This is a genomic window from Cystobacter fuscus DSM 2262 (genome assembly GCF_000335475.2).
Taxonomy (GTDB): Bacteria; Myxococcota; Myxococcia; order Myxococcales; family Myxococcaceae; genus Cystobacter; species Cystobacter fuscus.
Map to the genome: position 1 here is coordinate 63,544 of NZ_ANAH02000015.1, position 19,844 is coordinate 83,387.

Genomic DNA, 19,844 nt, shown 5'->3' on the forward strand with positions numbered 1-19,844 from the left:
GTGGGTGGTGCACTCCCCGGGAGGGAGACCCATCTTCCGCGCACGGTTATGACCAGGAGACCCGTGTCTATGCGGCTTGTCGCTTCCTTGTTGTGTCTTGGACTGCTGTCCGCCCCGGGGATCGCGCGGGCACAATCCTCGCAATCCACGGAGGCCTCGCCTCCCCTGCTCGCCCAGACGGAGCCCATCCCGGCGGCGCCGCCTCCTCCCGAGTACGTCCCGCCGCCGCCACCCAGCCAGGGACCCGCGGAGGCCCCCGCCGAGCGCGCGGCGCGCTACAGCCGCTTCTCCAGTGGCGAGGGCGGCCTGCTGCTCATCTTCACCGAGCTGCTCAGCGGCGTGGTGACGGGCGGCATCTACGGCCATGCGCTCGGGACGACCAACGGGGCGTACGTGGGCGGAGTCGTCACCGGGTTGACACTCGGCACGGCGGCGGCGGTGTACCAGTACTACGTGCCGGTGGAGCGCAACGAGTCGATGCTCGCCGCGGGAGGCGCGGCGCTCGGCTTCCTGGCGGGCTTCGGGTACGGCACCACGCAGAAGCTCAGCGACACCAGCCGCGCGGTCACCGCCCTGCTCACCACCCAGCTGGGCATCATCGGCGTGCTCGCGGCCACCGCGCCCTATGGGGACGTGAGTGATGGGGACACGGCGCTCGTGGGGATGAGCGCGCTCTACGCCTTCGTGCTCACCGGGCTGGTGCAGTCGACGTTCGTGCTCGCGGACGACCGGGACATCGATCTCACCCCGGCGCTGGTGGCGCCCCTGATTGGCATGGGCGTGGGCGGACTGCTGGCGGTGCCCTTCGAGCTGTCGCCTGGCCGCGTCTTCAAGCTCACCGCGCTGCCCCTGGGCGTGGGCGCGGTGTTGCTGGTGGTGGGCACGGCACTGGCGGATGGTCCCGCCGTGCCGCTGTCCGCGATGGGAGGCGTGGCGGCCACCTTCGTCATCACGCTGCTGGCCACGGCCGAACCGCCCACGGAGTACCCGCCCACGCGGACCGGGCCGGGGCTGCGCTCCACGCGCTTCCAGGCCATGCCGGTGCCGGTGCTCATGCGCAACCGCAACGACTCGATGACGGCGGGCCCCGGCATGCTGCTGCGCTTCTAGGCGCGGGAGCACATCGTGGCGGAGGGCGGGCACGCCCTCCCCCCCTTGTCTCGTGGGCAGGGCCCTCGTCTATCCTCCCGGGTCGTTTCCACTGGGGGGGGCAGCCTTGGAGAGACGGCACCGCCGTACCGACACGAGAGAGGGCCAGCGGAGACGAGCACGTCCACGGTGGGCGGCGACCGGAGTCCTCTGGCTGATTGTCCTGGTCCTCCAGGCGGCCTGCGCCACGAGCCTTCCTCGGGGCAGTCTGCTGGCGGAGGCCGGGGAGGAGCAGGGGGGCGAGGCCGCGGACGAGCGGGTTCGCCTCTCCCTGCCCACCCGATTCGGGGCCGTGCGGGTGAGCGACTTCGAGCTCGATGAAGCCCTCACCACCCTGGTGCTGAACATGCCGCTGCGGGTGGCCGGCGCCCACGTCCCGCTCTACCTCCACCGGAAGCTGGCGTTGGCCTCGGTTCCGCTCACGGGAGAGGAGTGGCGCACGCCCCTTGCACGGTCCTACGGGGGCTTCTGCGAGCGGCAAGGCACGCCGGGCGATTGCCTCGAGTTGTTCAAGAACGGGCCGGGCCTGGATGGCGAGGACAAGCGCGACCTCGCCCTGGCGCTCTCCGTGAATGCCGCGCTGGAGTCCCGGGATGCGCAGCTGCGCGGCATGCTCTCCACGGCGCAACTGTGGACGACGCTGAGCCTCACCCTCATTGGATACATGGCTTTGGTCGCGGCGCCCGAGCCCGTTTCCAAGGGCGTCGCCGCGGCCCTGGCCCTGCTCATGTGGGGGTACCTCGGCTGGGAGCTCTTCGACCTGGTTCGGGCTTACTTCCAGCTCTGGGAGGAGGCGGCGGAGGCCAGCACGTTCGCGGAGCTGCGCGAGGCGGGAGAGCGCTTCGGCAAGGTCATCGGGCCCAACAGCGTGCGGATTCTCCTCCTGCTGGGCACCGCGGCGGTGGGGGAGACGGCAGCGCTCGCGTCCAAGGCCCCAACGCTACCGGGCTTCGCGAAAGCCGCCGGTGCACTCAAATCCCAGGCCGGCATCCGAGACGTGCTCACGGCCGTACAGGAGGCGGACAAGGTGAAGGTCGCCGTGGCCGAGGGCACCTTCAATGTCATCCTACCCGCCCATGCCGTGAGCATGGCCGCCAGGGGCGCTCCGGCACGCGCGGACCCGCCGAAGAAGAAGCCGGAGGTGCACCACATCGCGACTGTCGAGAACAGCAAGTCCACTGCGCGCGGCGGGCCTTGGACGCCGTTGTTCAAGAAAATCTTCGACAAGGCGAGCATGTCGATGGAGCACCCGGCCAACAAGCTCAAACTGCCCGGGCACTATGGGCCGCATCCCGAGGAGTACCACCAAGCCGTTTTCAACCACCTCGACAAGGCGACGGCAACCTGTCCCAATCAACAGGCATGTGCCGTGGCATTGCAGCAAGCACTCCGCGAATTGGCCGCGGAAATCTCTACCCGGGGCAGCAGACTCTACATGCTGTTGACCCGAGGGGCGCCACCCTAGGAATTCTTCATGGCAAAGCGGTATTTCGATCTGTTCGAAGACGTCCACGTCCCGGGACGCTGGCATCTGGATGAGCCCGTGGACCAGCGGGGACAGAAGCTCGGAAACGGCCTGTTCAGACGGGGCGAACCCGCACACATCGAGGGGCGGCTCCGGATTCCCCTTTATTTCCCTGGCAAGGCGCTCGACTTTTCCCTGGCGGGTACGTCAATCCCGGTAGTCCATGCCCGGGTGGCGGCTGTGTTCGCTGAGCTGGCTCCCGACGATGTGCAGCTCATTCCGGTCGAGGTGGAGGGACAGAGCGAGCCATACTTCCTTCTCAACATCACGCGTGTCGTGAAGTGCATCGACGACGAGGCTTCCGACGAGGTGCGCTACGTGACACCGGAGCATGACTTGCCGGACCAGCTCGGAGAGTACCGCTCCGTCATCGGCATGCGCATCGATTCCTCGAAGGTAGGCAATGCCCAGGTGTTCCGTACTTGGGGCTGGGTGGCCATCGTCGTCTCCGAGGCCCTCAAGGAGGCCCTGGAAAGCGTGAGTGCTACCGGGACGAAGTTCACGGAGGTCACCGGTCCGAGTTCCATCAGCGCGGAGGAGCGCACGAGGGACCGGAAGATCCGCGAACTGCTGGAGACGGCGACCACCGCTCGTGAGGCGGCGTGGCGCACCCTGGGGTCACTGGACAAGGAGGTCTTCATGCCCATCGCCATGAGTGGCTCGTGGCCGGGCCACCGGCAGCTCTGGAGCGTCATCCGTCGCGAGGCAGGGCGTACGTTGCTTGTCACGCACGGGCTCTCGGACCCCTTCATCGAGCGCCTGGAGTCCTCCGTGGGCTTCGGTCTGGAGCTCGCCCTGGAAGTGGACGCGGCCGTGAAGGACATCTCGAAGGGCTGGCCCCTGCTGCTGCTGGACCGTGTGGCGGATGAAGTCGCCGAGCACGAGCAGGTGCGCGAGAGCGCGAAGGCGGGCCTCTTCTCCATGGAAGTATCCGGCAAGGGCCTGCCCAAGTCCCTCGTCACTGAGGAAGGCCGGGTGGCCGTGCTGCTGGGCGTGGAGTCACGCACACTGCCGGGTCACTTCTCCACGCCGTATGGGGAGGTGAAGCTCATCACCGTCAAGGCGCTGCTGCCCTCGGAACTGGCGTACCTGCTGGAGCACGGCGCGGACGGCCAGGCCCAGCTGGCGCGGCGCTTCGTGGAGAGCGGTGAGGAGCACCTGTCACGTCTCAGAAGGAAGCCCGTGGCGTAGCACGGTGCGGCGGTGGTTCCGGGCCAGGGCAGGCCCACCCGCCCGCTCACCCCTCGGTGTTGCGCAGGAAGTCGGCCACTTCGGCGAAGCGCTGGTCGAGGAAGCGCCGCACTCCGCCCTTCACGCCCCGGGCATCCAGGGCCCGCTGCATGCTGCGCACCCAGGCATCCCGGTGGCCGAGGTTCACCGGCAGGTGGCCATGGCGCATGCGCAGGCGCGGGTGGCCGTGCTTCTCCATGTAGTGCTGGGGACCGCCGAGCCAGCCCATGAGGAAGAGGCCGAAGCGCTCCCGGGTGCCCGGCCCCACCTTGCCGTTCGCATCCAGCTCGTGCAGCCGGGCGAGCTCCGGCTCGTTCGCGTCCATGGCGTCATAGAAGGCCTCGGCCAGGGCGCGCACGCCGGCTTCTCCCCCCAGGCGATGGAAGGGCATGTCCTCCATGCGGGGAATCCAGTCATCGTCGGCGTCGGGAATGTTCAGTCCGATGGGCTTCATCTCAATGGACATAGTGTTGTTCAACCCACTCTACCTCTGCGCCATTTCGGCGCGTCCCACAACCCCGGAGATAGGGCGTGGGCGCGAGCGAGCAGCACATGCGGTATGAGTCGTGCTCATGCGAGTGAACGGGCTCGGAAGGACGTCCCCGCGAGGGGTGGACCTGGGAGGGCGGGTCTGGGCTAAGCTGCGCCCCCTCATGCGACGCGCGACGAGTCTCGGAAGCCTGGTGGTGCTGCTGTGGGCGGGGACGTCGGAAGCGGGGCCGTGGCGGGGGTACGCCTCGCTGAGCGCCGGTTTCGTCATCGATCATACCTCCGGCATTGGAGCCCGCGGTGGAGGGCTCCAGGCCTATGTGGGCGTGGAAGCCCCCTTCGGGCTCTCCCTCGGCGTGGTGGGCGAGGGCGTGGAGACCTGGGGACGGCGCTTCCAGGGGCAGACGACCGAGCTGGACTACCTGTCGCTGGGAGGGGAGCTGCGGCTGCGCTTCCTGCGCGACGGCAACGTGACGCCCTGGGTCGGACTGCGCGTGGCGCAGAGCCGCGCCACGCCCCTGACCCTGACGGACCTGGGGACGGGCTCGCCGCAGCGCATGCTGCATTCGGGGTTGAGCACGGCGGTGCGCTTCGGCGTGGACGCGTGGCTGGGCGACCACCTGGGCATCACCGCCTCCACCGCCTGGCAATGGTGCGACGTGCGCGTGGACAGCCTCGAGTCCGCCACCGCCGAGGCCTGCGCCAAGCCGCTGCACTCCATCCTGCTCGGGCCCACGCTGCGCTTCTGAGCGGGCCCGCCCGGGGCCTCAGAGCACCTTGCTGGCCACGGCGTCGAAGAGCGCGTTGGGCACCCACCGGGCCATCCCCACCGCGCGCGCCATGGGCCAGGGGAAGCCGTACACGTCATCCCCGCGCAGGATGGCCTGGCCCATGTACTCCACGGCCGGATCCGCCTCCAGGAGGAAGGGCATGTAGTGCTGGATGGCCGCGGTGATCTCCGTCTTCACGAAGCCGGGCCGGATGCAGGTGACGCGCACCCGGGTGCCGTGCAGGTCCACGCGCAGGCTCTCCAGGAAGGTGTCGAGGAAGGCCTTGGAGGCGGAGTAGGCGGCGTTCTGCGGAAGACCGCGGCAGCTCGCCAGACTGGAGATGCCCACCAGGTGGCCGCGATCGCGCTCCACCATCCGGGGCAGCACCGCGGACAGCGTGGCCGCGGCCCCGGTGACGTTCACGTCGATGATCCGTTTGGCGTCCTCCCAGGGGAAGTCCAGGGCGTTCGTGGGAAAGCCCACGCCCGCGTTGGCCACCACCAGATCCAACCCGCCACAGGCCTCGTCCAGTTCGCGCACGCGCGCGAGCGTGGCGTCCGCCTGGGAGACGTCCAGCTCCACGGGCTCGATGGTGGCACCGAGGGCCTTGCCCTCCTGGGCGAGCGTCTCGAGCCGGGGCAGCCGCCGCGCGGCGGCGTACACCTTCACGCCCCGCTTGCCCAACCACAACGCCAGACCCCGCCCCAGACCACTGGAGGCCCCCGTCACCAGGGCCGTCCGATAGCTCAGCTCCGACATGTGCTTCCTCCTCGGCGGGAGGGCTTAGCGTGGGGCCCAATGACCACCAACACCGCTCTCGCGCATGGGCTCGCCAGAGCACACCGGCCGACATCCCAGCGGGTAGCGCCATGACATGGACTGTCCGGCGCAACACACGATCCGCGGGGAGTGGGTGCCTCGCTCCGGGTGTCAGGGAATGACGAAGCCCGGGTTCGTCTTGAAGCCGGTGTTGATGATGTTCTGGGCCTCGGTGCGGGCGAAGTCACGCATGGCCTGGGTGGTGCGGGTGCCGTCGACGCGGAACCACCACAGGTAGAGCACCTGATACATGTTGGCGCCCTTGTAGCCCCAGCTGCTGTCGCACGAGGCCCCGCGAGGGCACGACGTGCCGGCATCGTGGGACTTGCCCGCGCCGTGGCGGGACTCGTGGAGGATGGTGCCCGCGCGCTGCACCACGTTTTCCCCGTAGAAGAAGGGCCAGTACAGCTCGGTGTAGTTGTCGATGATGGGGCCGTGCACGGTCGTGGCGCGAGCGCCCGTGTTCTTGTCGCCGGAGCCACAGCGGCCATCCAGCTCGTCGATGTACGTGGACGAATACGGATAGGCCCAGCGCAGCGCGTTGCCGCTGAAGTCACTGGTGCTGCGGGCGTAGTCCTCGGCCGAATAGGCGAGCAGATACAGCGCGTTGAAGGTCCGCGCCAGGGGCCGGTTCAGATCGCACGCGGCCTCATAGCCAAAGCCATCGTCCCAGTCTCCCTTGTCGAAGTCGAAGTGATTCCAGAACTGGTCGATGTACTTCTGATTGCAGGTGAAGGCGCCATAGAAGGCGTCACCGCTCGTGGTGTTGTTGCCCGGCTGGTAGTAGCAGGTGGCGGCGCGCGCGGAGAGGGATGTCAGGCTGACGGCGGCCAGGAGCATCATCTTCGGAACGAAGTTCTTCATCGTGGGTTCTCCTCGAGATCAGGGGGACGGATTCAGCGGGCGATGGGGCTCTCGTCGTCGCGCTCGCGCGTCCGGGGCCGCATGTCCTCGGGGGTATCGTCCGGGTGCGCGACGCCGCGCACCTCGGTGACCCGGAGGGTGATGAGCCCGTGGTCGCTGGTGGGCAGGTTGGCCTGCAAGAGCTTCACCCGGGCGTCGTAGTCCGGACCGGCCGCGAGGTAGCCGCGCACCGCGCGCTGGCGGATGGACAGATCCGAGTGCTGGGAGAGGCGCAGCAGGTAGCTGCCGGCCTCGGTGACACCGAGCTTCGCCAGGGAGGCGAGCCCGTCCACGGCGGCCACGCGGATGTTGGACTCCTGCCCGGTGGTGAAGAACTCCGCGCTGCCGCGCTCGGCGGGAATCGTGGACACGGCGATGCGCACGAGTCCCGACAGGGCGTCGCGCTGGTTCAGCGACGCGAGCGTGTAGACGAGCTGCCAACGCAGGAAATACTCGGTCTCCACCGTCTTGGAATAGGCGTCCTGGAGCAGTCGCACGGCCTCGGGCTCCTTCTGGATGAGGCGCAGGGACTCCTGGTAGCGCGACTCGACCTCTTCGCCCACGGACACCATGAGGTTCAAGTGGCGAGTGAGCAGGTCGCCCACCGTCGACGAGGGGAAGAGCGGCGACGTGGGCACGGGAGCGCCGGGCTGGGCGACATCGGGCAGGGGGCGGGTCTGGGCATGCGCGGCCCCTCCGGTGGACAACAGGACGCAAGCGCTCAGCAGCGTGGCTCGAACAGCAGTCATGAGATCCTCGACGGGATGAAGGAAATGCCAGACAGCCAGTGCCCACCCCGCTCGGGACCGGGGGTGGGCTCCAATTCCTCGCTGCCTCGCATCTCCTCTACGCGGCGCCCGACGGATATTCCCGGGGCTTTTTTCGCGGCCCATGCGAGGACGGGCCCAGCGGAAATCCCGTGCGAGGCCCCTCAGGTTTTTGAGTCCGGCGGCACCTCGCGGCCTCCCTCGGACGAGCCCCCTCCTCGGAGAAAGGGAGCGGGCGGCCCTGGCATCCGCATTGCTCTTCCATCGTCCCGCGTTCTCTCCCTGGAGCCATCCATGCACTCGACCCGGCTGCGCCTGCTCTTCGCCCGCACCCTCCGTGCCTCACTCCTCTCGCCCCTGATGCTCTCGGGGTGTGGAATCATCGAGCCTGGAGGGCCCTGTGGAGAGCCAGAGCCGTACCGGGAGCAGTGTCCCGGCGTGGAGCTGACGGGCTACACCCTGCCCGCGTGCAACAAGAACTGGCTCGCGATGAGCGGCCTCTCGCCCGCGCTCCCTCCGGACGTCGTGCAGTTGCGGCTCTTCCAGCCGCGGCGCCTCCCAGACGAGGTCGCGCACCCGGTGGTCTCCGCCTCGGGCACGGCCTGCGCGACGGCGTCCGAGCCGTCGACGTGCCAGTCCGCGCTCGACCAACTCAAGGCGACCCAGGGCTTCCACGGCCGCTGCGAGGAGACGTGCAGCGCCTTCTACCTCGCGACGACCCGGGGCGACGAGGTGGCCGCCCACGCGTCACTGCAAGAGCTCAAGAACTTCCTCGGGACCATCGACACCCCCAGGAGGCCGTGCTGCTCGCCTTCGCCCAGGGACTCGACGTGGTCTGTGGGAGGTTGGAGTCCGGCGCGGTGAGGGCCAACCCCGATGGCACCTTCAACGTCGTTGGCAACCAGGGCGATACCTGTGGACCCGGCACCCAGCTGGACCAGGTCGTCCTGAAGGTCTCTCCATCGGGAGACGTCACGGAGGAGACGCGCACGTTGCTGCGGAAGGGCAATCCCAATTGCGTCACCGGCCGGAGGCCGGACGGGTTGCACGCCGCGGCGAGCGTGGACTGCGACAGCGCCCTGGGCCGTCACTTCGCCCAGGCCGCGCACCTGGAGGCGGCCTCCATCCAGGCCTTCCTCCGACTGCGCGAGGAACTCGCCCAGCATGGCGCGGACGAGTCCCTGCGCGCCGCGGCCCTGGCGAGCGCCCTGGACGAGGTGATGCACACCGACGTGAGCACCCGCCTGGCGCGCCGCTTCGGCGCGACGCCTCCCCGACTCCAGGTGGAGGCGCGGCCCCCGCGCTCCCTGTTCGAGGTGGCGCTGGAGAACATCGTGGAGGGCTGCACGCGCGAGACGTATGGCGCGCTGGTGGCGCACTACCAGGCACTGCACGCGCGGGACGAGGAGATCCGCGGCGTCATGGCGCGCATCGCCGAGGACGAGACGCGCCACGCCGAGCTGTCCTGGGCCATCGATCGCTGGGCCCACGAGCGGCTGTCGGACGCGGAGCGCGCCACCCTGCGAGAGGCGCGACAGCGGGCCGTGGAGACACTGCGCGAGGAGCTGGCCTCCGCGCCGGATGCCCAGCTCATCGACGCGGCGGGCATTCCCCCGCCCGAGGTCGCCGCGTCGATGCTGGCCTCGCTCGAGCGGGAACTCTGGGCCTGAGCCCTGGCGGCGGCTACTTCGCGGAGGCGCAGCGGCTGTCCGCGTAGTTGCCGGTGAAGGCCCCCAGCTTGGGCTTGTTCTTCGAGAGCGCCCACAGCTTCTTGCCGAAGTCCGTGAGGTTGGTGGGGCTGGTCCAATTGTCGACGGCGTTGAACTGGCCCGAGCTGGTCAGGTGGAAGGTGTCATCCCAGTTCGAGTTGGCGTGCCAGCCGAGGATGCCCACGCCGTAGGCCGGCGCGTTGTCGAAGCCCACCAGGCTGCCGGCCTTCAAGCGGGGCACGTCCGAGTCGGTCTTGTTCCAGCCCGTCTCGCCCACGATGAGCGCGAGCTTCTTGTCCTGCACCGACTTCAGGTACGCGATGAACTCCGCGGTGTGGGGCGAGCTGCCGCCGGCCTCGGCCCACGCGTTGTACATGTGGATGGAGAAGAGGATGTTGCACTGGCCCGACACGAGCTCCGGCCCGTGGCGGGGAATCAGGTTGCCCGGAATGCCCCAGCGGTTCCACTCCTGCCCCGCCACGCCGCCGTCGATGACGATGATGTTCTCCGCGCCCGTGGCCCGGACGGCATCGCGCAGCGTCTTGTGCACGCTCAGGTAGTTCGCCTCCGTCTGGCCCCAGACGGGCTCGTTGATCAGGTTGAACCAGACGTACGTGTTGCCCTTGTACTTGTTGGCCAACGTGACCCAGGCCTGCCGGGTCTGGTTCAGCATCGTCGTATCGATGTTGTTCCCGATCCACACCTTGTCGTGGAATTCGATCATCACGACGATCTTCTTCGAGGTGTAGGCCTGGACGATGCGGTCGATCTTGTCGAAGTTGGGCTTGGACAGCTCACCCGACACGAGCCCCTTCGTGTTGAATTCCGGGTGGGCCAGCTGCGCGCCATTGATGCGGAGGGTGTTCCACCCCCACTTCACGGCCGCATCGACCTGGTTCTCCGTGTCGCGCTGGAAGAAGTCCCACCCGTCGAGGTTGGCGCCCACCGGATAGAACTTGTTCCCACTCGGGTCCACGATGTCCTTGCCGACGATGTAGAAGCGGCCGGTGGGATTGGCGACGGTGGCCTCCCCGGTTCCGAGCACCTCGTCCCCCGTCGCCGCGGGAGCCACTTCACGCTCCGTCTCCAACTCGGGCCCAGCACAGGCCATGAGTCCGAAGGTCAGCAGGCACGCCATCTTCATCGGTCTGAGCGTCATCGATTCTCCAGGGGTTCGGCCGCGAGGGGCCCGGGGATGTGACGAGACCCAGAGCAAATCCGAGGCCCAAAAACGCTCTTCTTTTAAATCAAGAACTTACCGCCTACCGCGCTTCCCGGTTGTTCTCTCTCGAGGACAGGAACTGTTCACTCGACAGGACAGGACCCCTGAGAAGCCCGCACCGCGAGTGTCAGACGGCTGGGATAGAGAACAAGCAAGCAAACGCCGAACTCCCTTCCAGATGAGACTCATGAGAAAACCTTCCCGTCCCCTCGCCGCGCTCCTGACCCTGCTCGTCGTGGGTTGTTCCTCGAGGGACACGGATGGGCCCGATACGGGCTCTCCGACCGATATGCCGACCCAGGGCGCTCCGCCCGGCGACTCCCCGTTGGGCCTCGCTCCTCCCTCCGGGCTCGCGCCGCAGGCACTCGTCGAACTCGACACGGACTGTGACGGCCTGACGGACGCCGAGGAGTGGAGCAATGTCTACGTGGGGGTGAAGCTCACGGACCGGAGCAAGCAGGACACGGACGGCGATGGCCTGCGCGATGGCGTGGAAGTGACCCGGACTTCCACCCTCAACACCCAACCCGAGTGCGCGCTCTCCTTCATCGCGGACGCGGATCCCTCGAGCCGCACCAACCCGACCAACCCAGACACGGACGGGGACGGCATCCTCGACGGCCTGGAGGATCGCAATCGCAACGGCCGGGTGGACCCGGACGAGACGGATCCCGCCAGACAGGACTCGGATGCGGATGGTCTGACGGATGGCGAGGAAGACGCCAACCACAACGGCCTGGTGGACCCGGGCGAGACGAACCCCGCCCAACCCGACACGGACAGCGACGGCCTGTCGGATTTCATCGAACTCAAGACCAGCGGCACGGATCCGCTCAACGCCGACATGGACGGCGACACGTGCCTGGATGGGGCCGAGGACCGCAATGGCAACGGCATCCCGGATCCGGGCGAGACGAACCCGAGGAATGGCGCGGATTGCTCGGCGCCCAGCCCGGACACGGACGGCGACGGCCTCTCGGACGCGTTCGAGCAGGCACATGGCACCGACTGGCGCACCCCTGATTCGGACTGCGACGGCCTGTTGGATGGACCCAACCGGGGCACCTTCCTGGGCGAGGACCCGAACGCCAACGGCGTACTGGACCTGGGAGAGACGAACCCCACCCAGCGTGACACGGATGGAGACGGTCTGCTGGACGGCGTGGAGCGCGGCGTGACCTCCGGCGCGGCTCCTGTCTCGGGTTGTGGCTATGTGGGGGACATCGACCCGTCCACCAAGACGGATCCCACCCGCGCGGACAGCGACGGCGATGGCCTCTCCGATGGCGTCGAGGACTCCAACCGCAACGGCAAGGTGGACCCCGGCGAGCGCAACCCGGGTGATGGCACGGACGGCACCAGCACCTCGCCCGAGGGTCAGGCCTGCGCCCCGCAGAACCAGCGTCAGGTGATCTTCAAGGAAGACAACGGCAGCGACATCCGGCTGGCGCTCCGCCCCTCCTTCCAAGAGGTGAAGCCCATTTCCGTGGGCGGCGCCACCAAGGGATTCATTGGCTACGACAGCACCAACAAGGTGACCTTCATCGCCTACAAGCGTGGCCAGGCGGGCACCTCCACCACGGTGGCGGGCGACGAGCTGTTCGTGCGGAGCCAATTGGCGCCGTCGGTGACGGAGACCACCCAGCTCTTCACCACCTGGGACGGTCATCCCGCCTCGCAGGCCATCTACGAGCAGTCGTCCACCTCTACCCTGGCGGCCTACACCAACGCGGTGGCCAACGTGCTCGTCGGCACGGGGGCGGGGACGCTCGCGGGCGGCACGGAGGTCTCGGGCCCGTTCAAGATCCAGGCGCAATACGTGCACCGCTCCAACTCGAGCGTGCTCGTGGTGCTGGCCATCACCCCCAAGGCGCGCTTCGTGGAACCGGGGCTGTTCGTCATGGGCGACACCGCGGGTGGCACGGCGCTGGCCCAGTTCGGTGACGCGGACGCGGTGCGGTGCGAGACCTTCACCACCACGGGCAGCGGACCCACGGACTTCCTGTTCGTGGTGGATGACAGCGGCTCCATGGCCGCGTCCCAGAGCGCCCTGGGCAATGCGGCCAATGCCGTGGCCGCGCGACTGGGCAACTCCCAGCTCGACTGGCGCATCGCCCTGGTCACCACCTCCTACGGCGCGGCCTACAGCAACAACCGCAACATCTTCCGGGGCTTCACCCGGGACATCAACCAGTTCAAGGCCTGGCTGGATCAGAACGTCGCATGCCCGGACCCCACGCAGGGCTGCTGGATTGGCAACAGTGGCATCGCCGATGAAGTGCACCTGAAGCCGGCGCGCAAGGCCGTCAACGACATGACCGCCGCCACCACGACCGACGTCAACAAGCGGCTGCGTCCCGAGGCCCGCCTGGTCGTCATCTTCCTCACGGACGTGCGCGATCAGTCCACGGACAATGCCGCGCCCGGGTCTGGGGACACGCTTCCGGAGTTCATCAACTACTTCAAGGGCGCCAACCCCACGGGCAAGGCCATCCAGTTGCACGGCATCCTCTGCGATCCCGCCGACAGCACCACCCGGTGCAACAGCCAGGAGGACCACCTCAACCCGGTGCACAAGGACGCCATCCAGGAGCTGGGCGGCATCGTGGGCAGCATCCGCACCGCGACGGGCATCCAGACGGCCATCAACAGCATCCTGGACAACGTGATCGGCTCCGCGGGTTACAAGACGCTCGAGTTGCCCATCGGCGCGTCCGTGCGCGTGGCGCTGGCTCAGGTGCGTGACGCCTCGAAGTGCAACCCGAACGACCTGCCGCGCAGCCGCACGAATGGCTACGACGTGGACGGCCGCAGCCAGGCCCTGTCCTTCTACGGGGCGTGCCGTCCGCCCGAGGCGGGCACCACCCAGGGCGCCATCTCCTACCGCGCCTGGAGCGACGTCACGAGCAACCCGAATGGCAATCCGCCGCCCTGCTCCACCGACGTCTACTACGACCCGGCCGAGCCGGACTTCTGCCTGGGCACCCGCGTGTGCAACCGGCAGACGAATCGGTGCGAGTGACCCGAGGCTCGCGGCGGCGCACCCGGACTGAAACCGGTCGGGTGTGAAAGCAGGGGCCCGGCGGCGAAGTGGCCGCCGGGCCCCCGTCGCGACGGGCGCCTTCAGGGAGCGGGGGGCTGCTGGGCGAAGCGCCGGAAGAAGCTGTCGTCGTTCCAGCGCGGCCGGCTGGGAGCATTGGCCACGCCCTGGGTGAGCTCCTTCATCAGCCGCACGAAGCGGACCGCGGCCTCGAGGTTCACCGGTTGCGACAGGTCATCCGCCGGGCCGTGATAGCGCGCCGAGCGCCACTCCTTCATGAGGCGCTCCTCCCGGGAGCCCTTGCGGTAGCCCACCTTCAGGGCCAGCGCCGGAATCCCCTTGCGGATGAAGCTGTACTGGTCGCTGCGCACGAAGGAGTTCGCCTGGGGATTGGGATCGTCCACCAGGCGCACGCCCAGGCGCGTGGCGCTGGCCTCGAGGGAGGCGGACAAGGACGACTCCTGGGCCCCGTAGGCGAGGAGTTCCTTGAACGGGAGGATGGGCATGAACATGTCCATGTTCAGGTTGGCCACCATCTGGCCCGAGCCCTCGGGCGGGTGCTCGGCGAACCAGCGCGAGCCCAGCAGGCCCTTCTCTTCTCCCGTCACCGCCACGAAGAGCAGGGTGCGGCGGGGCTTGGGGCCCTTGTCGTGCTGGAAGGAGCGGGCCACCTCCAGCAGCGCGGCGACCCCGGAGGCATTGTCCATGGCGCCGTTGTAGATGCGGTCCCCCTTCAGCGGCTCCCCCACGCCCACGTGGTCCAGGTGCGCGGTGAGGACCACGGACTCGGCGGCGAGGGTGGGGTCGCTGCCCGGCAGGCGTCCCACGACGTTGCGGCAGTGCACCCGCGCGCGCTCCAGTGCCACCTCGCTCTGGACGGAGGTGGGCAGGGCGAAGTGCGGCAGGGGCTTGCCCGCGTCCGCCAGGGCCGCCAGTTCCTCGAGGGTGTGGCCACTGCCCGCCAGCAACGTGTGGGCGTGCTCCGGGTTGAAGGTGGCCAACCAGGGCAGGAGCCCGTCCCGCGGCGCGGGCTCGTCCAGCATCATCACGGGCTGCCGCGCCCCCGCCACGATGCGCTCCCAGGGGACTTCCTGGACGCTCGGGTTCGGCAACGCCAGCATGCCCACGGCCCCCGCGCGCAGCAGGGCCGCCGCGCGCTCCGCGCGTGAGCCGTAATGCGCGGCGAGGCCGCTGGACACTCCCTTGGGAATACCGCCGAGCAGGACGACGGCGATCTTCCCCTCGAGGTCCTGTCCGGCCAGGTCATCATGTCCGGCTTCCGGAATGCTCAAGCCGTAGCCCACGAAGACGAGCTCCGCCCGCAGGGGCCCCTCGCGGCTGGAGGCGGCGCCGAGCAGCACCTCCTTGCCAAGTTCCAGGGGCGTCTCCTTTCCCTCCCGCACCAGCGACAGCCGGCTGCGCTCCCACACCAGGCGCTGGGAGATGAAGGGCACGTCCTGGAAGAAGCCCCGCGGCGTGCCGGGCTGGACTCCAGCCTCGATCAGCTTCGCCGCGACGTACTCGGCGGCCCGGAGGTAGCCCGGGCTGCCCGTGTCGCGGCCTTCCATCTCATCACTGGCGAGGGCCTCGACGTGGGACCACCACCGTTGACCTTCGGGGCTCGGGACCTTGGCCCAGCAAAGGGAGGGAAGCAGCAGCAACAAGAGACAGATTCGCATGGGGCGCGAGCCTCTCCGCCCCCCGTCCTTCCGTCCAGGGGATCATCCCGCACGGCGGCTCCAGGCGGGATTCCAACCGGCGCGGCCCTGGCTCATCCAACTGCCAGGCATCCGTCCCCTCGCGACGGGCAGCGAGGTGACTGTCGCGCCGGACGATGGTTATGCTCAACCCCCGTCAGAGCCTCCACGTCCATCTCCAAGCGTCTCCGCCGTTTCGCGGCCGGCCCCACGTGTGCGCCCCGCGCCGACGGCCTTCGTCCCGCGCCATGACCACCCCGTCCTTCACGATAGCCACTCCCGATGAGCGGGCCACGCTCCTCTTCCAGGTCCAATACCTGGACATGCTGCGCTCCATCCTCGACAGCGCCTCCGAGGGCATGGCCGTCGTCGACATGACGGGCCGCCAGCTCTACATGAATGAGCAGGGCCACAAGCTGCTCGGCATCTCGCCCACGGACACCGCCCCGGACGATTGGAGCGCACATTACGGACTCTTCCTCGCGGACACGCGGACGCTGTGCCCCTCCGAGCGGCTCCCGATGAACCGCGCCTTCCTGGGCGAGGAGGCTCCCGTGGAGGAACTCTTCGTGCGCAACCGAGCCATCCCGGAAGGCCGGTACATCCACGTGAGCGCCAAACCCATCCGCGACCGCCAGGAAAGACAACTGGGCGCCGTGCTCTACGTGCGTGACATCCACGAGCAGCGCCACGCCGAGGCCGAGCGGCGCCGCACCGAGGTGCGCTTCCAGCGCATCGTGGAGGCCGCCCAGGAGGGCATGTGGATGGTCGACGGCGAGCGGCGCGTCACCTACGTCAACCGCTTCGCGGCCGAGCTGCTGGGCTACACGCCCGAGGAAATCATCGGCAGGGACCTCTACGAGTTCCTCGGGCAGGAGGAAGTCCGCCGCACCCAGGAGACCATCGAGGTGCAGCGCCAGGGCCAGACCGTCCTCATCAATGACTTCAAGATGTTGCACAAGGATGGAACGCACATCTGGACCATGATCTCCACCTGCCCGCTCAACGACGAGGGCGGCGGCTACGAGGGCTCGCTGGCCATCGTCATCGACATCCGCCAACGGCGCGAGACCGAGCAACAGGTGCACCAGCTCAATGCGCAGTTGGAGCGCCGCATCGCCGAGCGCACCGCCCAGCTCGAGTTCTCCAATCGCGAGCTGGAGGCCTTCGCCTACTCCGTGGCGCATGACCTGCGCACCCCCCTGCGCAGCATCTCCAACTTCACCCTCGCGCTGACGGAGGACTGCGCGGACAAGCTGGATGCCACCGGCCTGGACTACATCCAGCGCATCCGCACCGCCTCGCGGCGCATGGCCGAGCTCATCGACGGCATCCTCTCGCTCTCGCGCGTCAACCGCACCGAGTTCATCGAGACGGACGTGGACCTGTCCGCCCTGGCGCACGCCATCCGCGAGCAGCTCCAGCGCTGGCAGCCCCAGCGCACCGCGCGCTTCCACATCCAGGAGGGGCTCGTGGAGCGGGGGGACGCCCAGTTGCTGGGCGCGATGCTGGAGAACCTGCTGGGCAATGCCTGGAAGTTCTCCCGGGGCCGGGAGGTGGCGGAGATCGAGTTCGGCACCCTCGCGCCCCAGGAGGGCCCGCGCGTCTACTTCGTCCGGGACAACGGAGACGGCTTCGACATGGAGTACCAGAAGAAGCTCTTCGGCGTCTTCCAGCGGCTGCACACCCAACAGGAGTTCGAGGGCAATGGGGTGGGGCTCGCCACCGTGCAGCGCATCATCCAGCGCCACGGAGGGCACGTCTGGGGCGAGGGGCGCGTGGGACAGGGCGCCACCTTCTACTTCACCCTCCACGAGCCCACCGGACAGCGCGCCCCTCTTCCACCCGCCCAGGAATCCCCGAGGACAACCCCCCATGTATGATCCCACCCAACGCATCATCCTGCTCGTCGAGGACAACGCCGACGACGAGCTGATGACCCTGAGGGCCTTCCGCAAGAGCAACATCCACAACCCGGTGGTCGTCGTGCGCGACGGGGCCGAGGCGATCGACTACCTCTTCATCCAGGGCAAGCACGCGAACCGCAATCCGGACATCCGGCCCCAGGTCATCCTGTTGGACTTGCACCTGCCGCGCATCGACGGGCTGGAGGTGCTGCGGCGCATCCGCGCCCACGAGCAGACCCGGACCCTGCCGGTGGTCGTCCTCACCTCCTCCAAGGAGGAGAGGGATCTGGTGGACAGCTATCAGCTCGGGGTCAACAGCTTCGTGCACAAGCCGGTGGACGTCAGCTCCTTCTTCGAGGCGGTGCGGCAGCTCGGCATGTACTGGCTCGTCCTCAACGAGATGCCGCTTCCCCGACGCGGCTCCTGACAAGCCCCACGCGTGCGTGGCCGGCCCGTCAGGCGGGCCGGGAGGAGACGAGCGACGCCACCACCGAGAGCAACCGCGAGGCGTTCACCGGCTTGGCGACGTGCACATCGAAGCCCTCGGCCAGGGCGCGCCAGCGATCCTCGCTCCGGGCGAAGACCGTGAGCGCCACCGCGGGCAGCCGCTCCCCGCCACGCTCCCGGGCGCGCAGCTGGCGAATCAACTCGTAGCCGTCCTCTCCCGCCATGCCGATGTCCGAGATGAGCACGTCGACGCGCGGCGGGCCGAGCAGCAACGCGAGGGCCTCCTGGGCGCTCGCCGCGCACGTCACCTGGGCCCGGCTGCCCTCCAACACCTCGGTGAGCAGGGCCCGGGTATCCGGCGCGTCCTCCACCACGAGGACGCGAACCCCCTCGAGCGAAGGAGCCTCGGCCTCCGGAGACCCGGTACCCCGCACCGGCCGGACCCGAGGGGCGGGAAGCGGTTCTGGCGCGCCCGACGGCGCCAACGGCAGGACGACGCGGAAGGTGGAGCCCCGGCCCGGCCCTTCGCTGTGCGCCGACACGCTGCCCCCATGCATCTCCACCACGTGACGCACGATGGCCAGCCCCAGGCCCAGGCCCCCATGTTTGCGCGTGGTGCTGCTGTCCGCCTGCCGGAAGCGCTCGAAGACGTGGGGAAGGAAGGCCGGCTCTATCCCCTGGCCCGTGTCCTCCACTTCCAGCAAGGCCTCGCCCTCTCCCCGCTCCAGCCGGACCACCACCTGGCCTCCCGAGGACGTGAACTTGATGGCGTTGGTCAACAGGTTCCACACCACCTGCTGCAAGCGCTCGGCATCCACGAGCAGCGGCCCCATGCCGGGGGAGACGCGCAGGTCCAGCCGGATGCCCCGGGCCTCGGCCGCCGGGCGCATCGCATCGAGCGCCACCTCCAGCACCGGCAGGGGCTCCACCGGGCGCACCTCCAGCCGCATCTTCCCCGTGACGATGCGGCTGATGTCCAGCAGGTCCTCGATGAGCTGCGTCTGCGCCCGCGCGTTGCGCTCGATGGTCTCCAGGGCCCGCTGGCGCTTGTCCTCCGACATCGCGCGCGTGCGCAGCAGTTGGGCCCAGCCGAGGATGGAGGTGAGGGGCGTGCGCAGCTCGTGGGACAGCATGGAGAGGAACTCGTCCTTCGTCCGGCTGGCGGCCTCGGCCTCGTGGCGGGCCAGACGTTCCCGCGCCAGCAGGCGCTCGCGCTCCTGTTCGGCCTTGGCCTTCTCCATCGCCACCGAGGCGATGTGGGCCATGGTCTCGATGAGGTGCAGTTCCTGCTCCGTGGGGGCCCGGGGCTCGTTGTAATACATGGCCAGCGTCCCCAGCACCCGTCCCTCCGAGGAGAGGATGGGGCCGGACCAGCACGCCTGCAGCCGGAAGTCCTTCATCTTGTCCCGATAGGGCGCCCAGTTGGGATGCGTGCTGATGTCCGTCACCACCACCATCCGCTTCGAGTACGCGGCCGCGCCACAGGAGCCCACGGTGGGGCCGATCGCCAACCCCTCGACGACGGCGTTGTAGGCCGGCGGCAGGCTCGCCCCCGCCCCCACGTGGAGGATCCCCTCGTCGTCCACGAGCAGCACCGAGGCCATCATCCCCGGGCTCAACAACTCGATGGCGCGAGTGATGGAGTGCAGCATGTCCGGCAGCGGCGTGCCGCGCGCCACCAGCTCCAGCAACCGGTTCTGCATCGCCAGGCGTGCTTCCACCGGATCACGCTCGTCTGCCTTGCCGCTCGCGGCCTCGGAAAGCGTCTCCGAATTCCGAAGCGGCCCGTCCGGCACACCTGGCGAGGAAGCAGGGTGATGCTCCATGCGAGAACCTCATTCGCGCGAGCTTCGGAGAAAATGACGCGCAGTGGTATTCTACGAACCACACAGGTGGCGTACAGCGAGCCCTCGCCCGCTTGGAGCAGTCCAGGAATCGCGCGGCGGGAGCGAGGGAGGCACGCCGTCGGCAAGCAGCCCTGGAACTCGCTCCCTGCTCGAACAGTCCCGTGCCGACCCTCGGATGGGATTCTCACCCCATGTCTCATACGGGTGACCGACAGGGCGGGCCTCTCGGGAGGCCTGCCCGGCGCCCTCGCGGGAGGGCGCGGGACACGGGTGGCGCACTGGCCCCGTGCGTCATCCCTCCAGCCCTCCCGTGCGTCTCCTCC

The 19,844-nt window shown here is 68.7% G+C and carries 16 protein-coding genes; 9 read left to right on the plus strand and 7 right to left on the minus strand.

Translation table 11 applies throughout. The features are described 5' to 3' along the window. Positions 1 to 69: 69 nt before the first annotated feature. The 3 genes from D187_RS25670 (at position 70) to D187_RS25680 (ending at position 3,865) form a co-directional block, all read left to right on the plus strand. Positions 70 to 1,110: a hypothetical protein gene (locus D187_RS25670; RefSeq protein ID WP_002625614.1), complete on the plus strand. Its 1,041-nt coding sequence runs from the start codon at positions 70 to 72 to the stop codon at positions 1,108 to 1,110. A gap of 106 nt (positions 1,111 to 1,216) precedes the next feature. Further along, positions 1,217 to 2,614, plus strand: coding sequence for an AHH domain-containing protein (locus D187_RS25675; RefSeq protein WP_002625612.1), 1,398 nt, complete (start codon positions 1,217 to 1,219; stop codon positions 2,612 to 2,614). A 9-nt stretch (positions 2,615 to 2,623) separates the two neighbouring features. After that, positions 2,624 to 3,865, plus strand: coding sequence for an imm11 family protein (locus D187_RS25680; RefSeq protein WP_002625611.1), 1,242 nt, complete (start codon positions 2,624 to 2,626; stop codon positions 3,863 to 3,865). 46 nt (positions 3,866 to 3,911) lie between these two features. Here D187_RS25680 and D187_RS25685 read toward each other — a convergent pair whose 3' ends face one another. Further along, positions 3,912 to 4,370 (minus strand): group II truncated hemoglobin, encoded by a 459-nt coding sequence (locus D187_RS25685; protein ID WP_002625608.1) that lies wholly within the window; start codon positions 4,368 to 4,370, stop codon positions 3,912 to 3,914. Between the two features lie 187 nt (positions 4,371 to 4,557). Here D187_RS25685 and D187_RS25690 point away from each other — a divergent pair, with 187 nt between their 5' ends. Further along, positions 4,558 to 5,142: a hypothetical protein gene (locus D187_RS25690; RefSeq protein WP_043431544.1), complete on the plus strand. Its 585-nt coding sequence runs from the start codon at positions 4,558 to 4,560 to the stop codon at positions 5,140 to 5,142. 18 nt (positions 5,143 to 5,160) lie between these two features. On the opposite strand, the gene D187_RS25695 is transcribed toward D187_RS25690, so the two are convergent. From D187_RS25695 to D187_RS25705, 3 genes are all read right to left on the minus strand, one after another. Continuing rightward, entirely contained in the window at positions 5,161 to 5,922 is a 762-nt protein-coding gene (locus D187_RS25695) for an SDR family NAD(P)-dependent oxidoreductase (protein WP_002625604.1), read from the minus strand. Between the two features lie 171 nt (positions 5,923 to 6,093). Further along, positions 6,094 to 6,846 (minus strand): hypothetical protein, encoded by a 753-nt coding sequence (locus D187_RS25700; RefSeq protein ID WP_002625603.1) that lies wholly within the window; start codon positions 6,844 to 6,846, stop codon positions 6,094 to 6,096. Positions 6,847 to 6,878: 32 nt separating this feature from the next. Beyond that, positions 6,879 to 7,634, minus strand: coding sequence for a hypothetical protein (locus D187_RS25705; RefSeq protein ID WP_002625602.1), 756 nt, complete (start codon positions 7,632 to 7,634; stop codon positions 6,879 to 6,881). A 312-nt stretch (positions 7,635 to 7,946) separates the two neighbouring features. On the opposite strand from D187_RS25705, the gene D187_RS59105 reads away from it, so the two are divergent. Together D187_RS59105 and D187_RS59110 are read left to right on the plus strand one after the other, a co-directional pair. Next, entirely contained in the window at positions 7,947 to 8,516 is a 570-nt protein-coding gene (locus D187_RS59105; protein ID WP_002625601.1) for a hypothetical protein, read from the plus strand. Then, on the plus strand, positions 8,453 to 9,322 hold the full coding sequence (locus D187_RS59110) for a ferritin family protein (RefSeq protein ID WP_306413575.1): 870 nt from the start codon (positions 8,453 to 8,455) through the stop codon (positions 9,320 to 9,322). Before D187_RS59105 ends, D187_RS59110 begins: the two co-directional genes overlap by 64 nt. 13 nt (positions 9,323 to 9,335) lie before the next feature. Here the strand turns inward: D187_RS59110 and D187_RS25715 are convergent, their stop codons facing one another. Beyond that, complete coding sequence (locus D187_RS25715) at positions 9,336 to 10,520, minus strand: glycoside hydrolase family 5 protein (RefSeq protein ID WP_002625599.1); 1,185 nt, start codon at positions 10,518 to 10,520, stop codon at positions 9,336 to 9,338. A 250-nt stretch (positions 10,521 to 10,770) separates the two neighbouring features. Between D187_RS25715 and cglD the strand changes: the two genes are divergently transcribed. Further along, the gene (gene cglD, locus D187_RS25720) at positions 10,771 to 13,605 is read left to right on the plus strand and encodes an adventurous gliding motility lipoprotein CglD (RefSeq protein WP_002625598.1); all 2,835 of its coding nucleotides are present in this window, start codon (positions 10,771 to 10,773) and stop codon (positions 13,603 to 13,605) included. A 101-nt stretch (positions 13,606 to 13,706) separates the two neighbouring features. Here the strand turns inward: cglD and D187_RS25725 are convergent, their stop codons facing one another. Next, complete coding sequence (locus tag D187_RS25725; protein WP_002625597.1) at positions 13,707 to 15,302, minus strand: M28 family metallopeptidase; 1,596 nt, start codon at positions 15,300 to 15,302, stop codon at positions 13,707 to 13,709. A 266-nt stretch (positions 15,303 to 15,568) separates the two neighbouring features. Between D187_RS25725 and D187_RS50335 the strand changes: the two genes are divergently transcribed. Both D187_RS50335 and D187_RS25735 read left to right on the plus strand, forming a co-directional pair. Next, entirely contained in the window at positions 15,569 to 17,203 is a 1,635-nt protein-coding gene (locus tag D187_RS50335; RefSeq protein WP_002625595.1) for a sensor histidine kinase, read from the plus strand. After that, positions 17,196 to 17,654, plus strand: a complete 459-nt coding sequence (locus D187_RS25735) for a response regulator (protein WP_002625594.1) — start codon at positions 17,196 to 17,198, stop codon at positions 17,652 to 17,654. Before D187_RS50335 ends, D187_RS25735 begins: the two co-directional genes overlap by 8 nt. Positions 17,655 to 17,682: 28 nt before the next feature. Here the strand turns inward: D187_RS25735 and D187_RS25740 are convergent, their stop codons facing one another. After that, positions 17,683 to 19,500 (minus strand): hybrid sensor histidine kinase/response regulator, encoded by a 1,818-nt coding sequence (locus D187_RS25740; protein ID WP_043431547.1) that lies wholly within the window; start codon positions 19,498 to 19,500, stop codon positions 17,683 to 17,685. Positions 19,501 to 19,844: the final 344 nt, after the last annotated feature.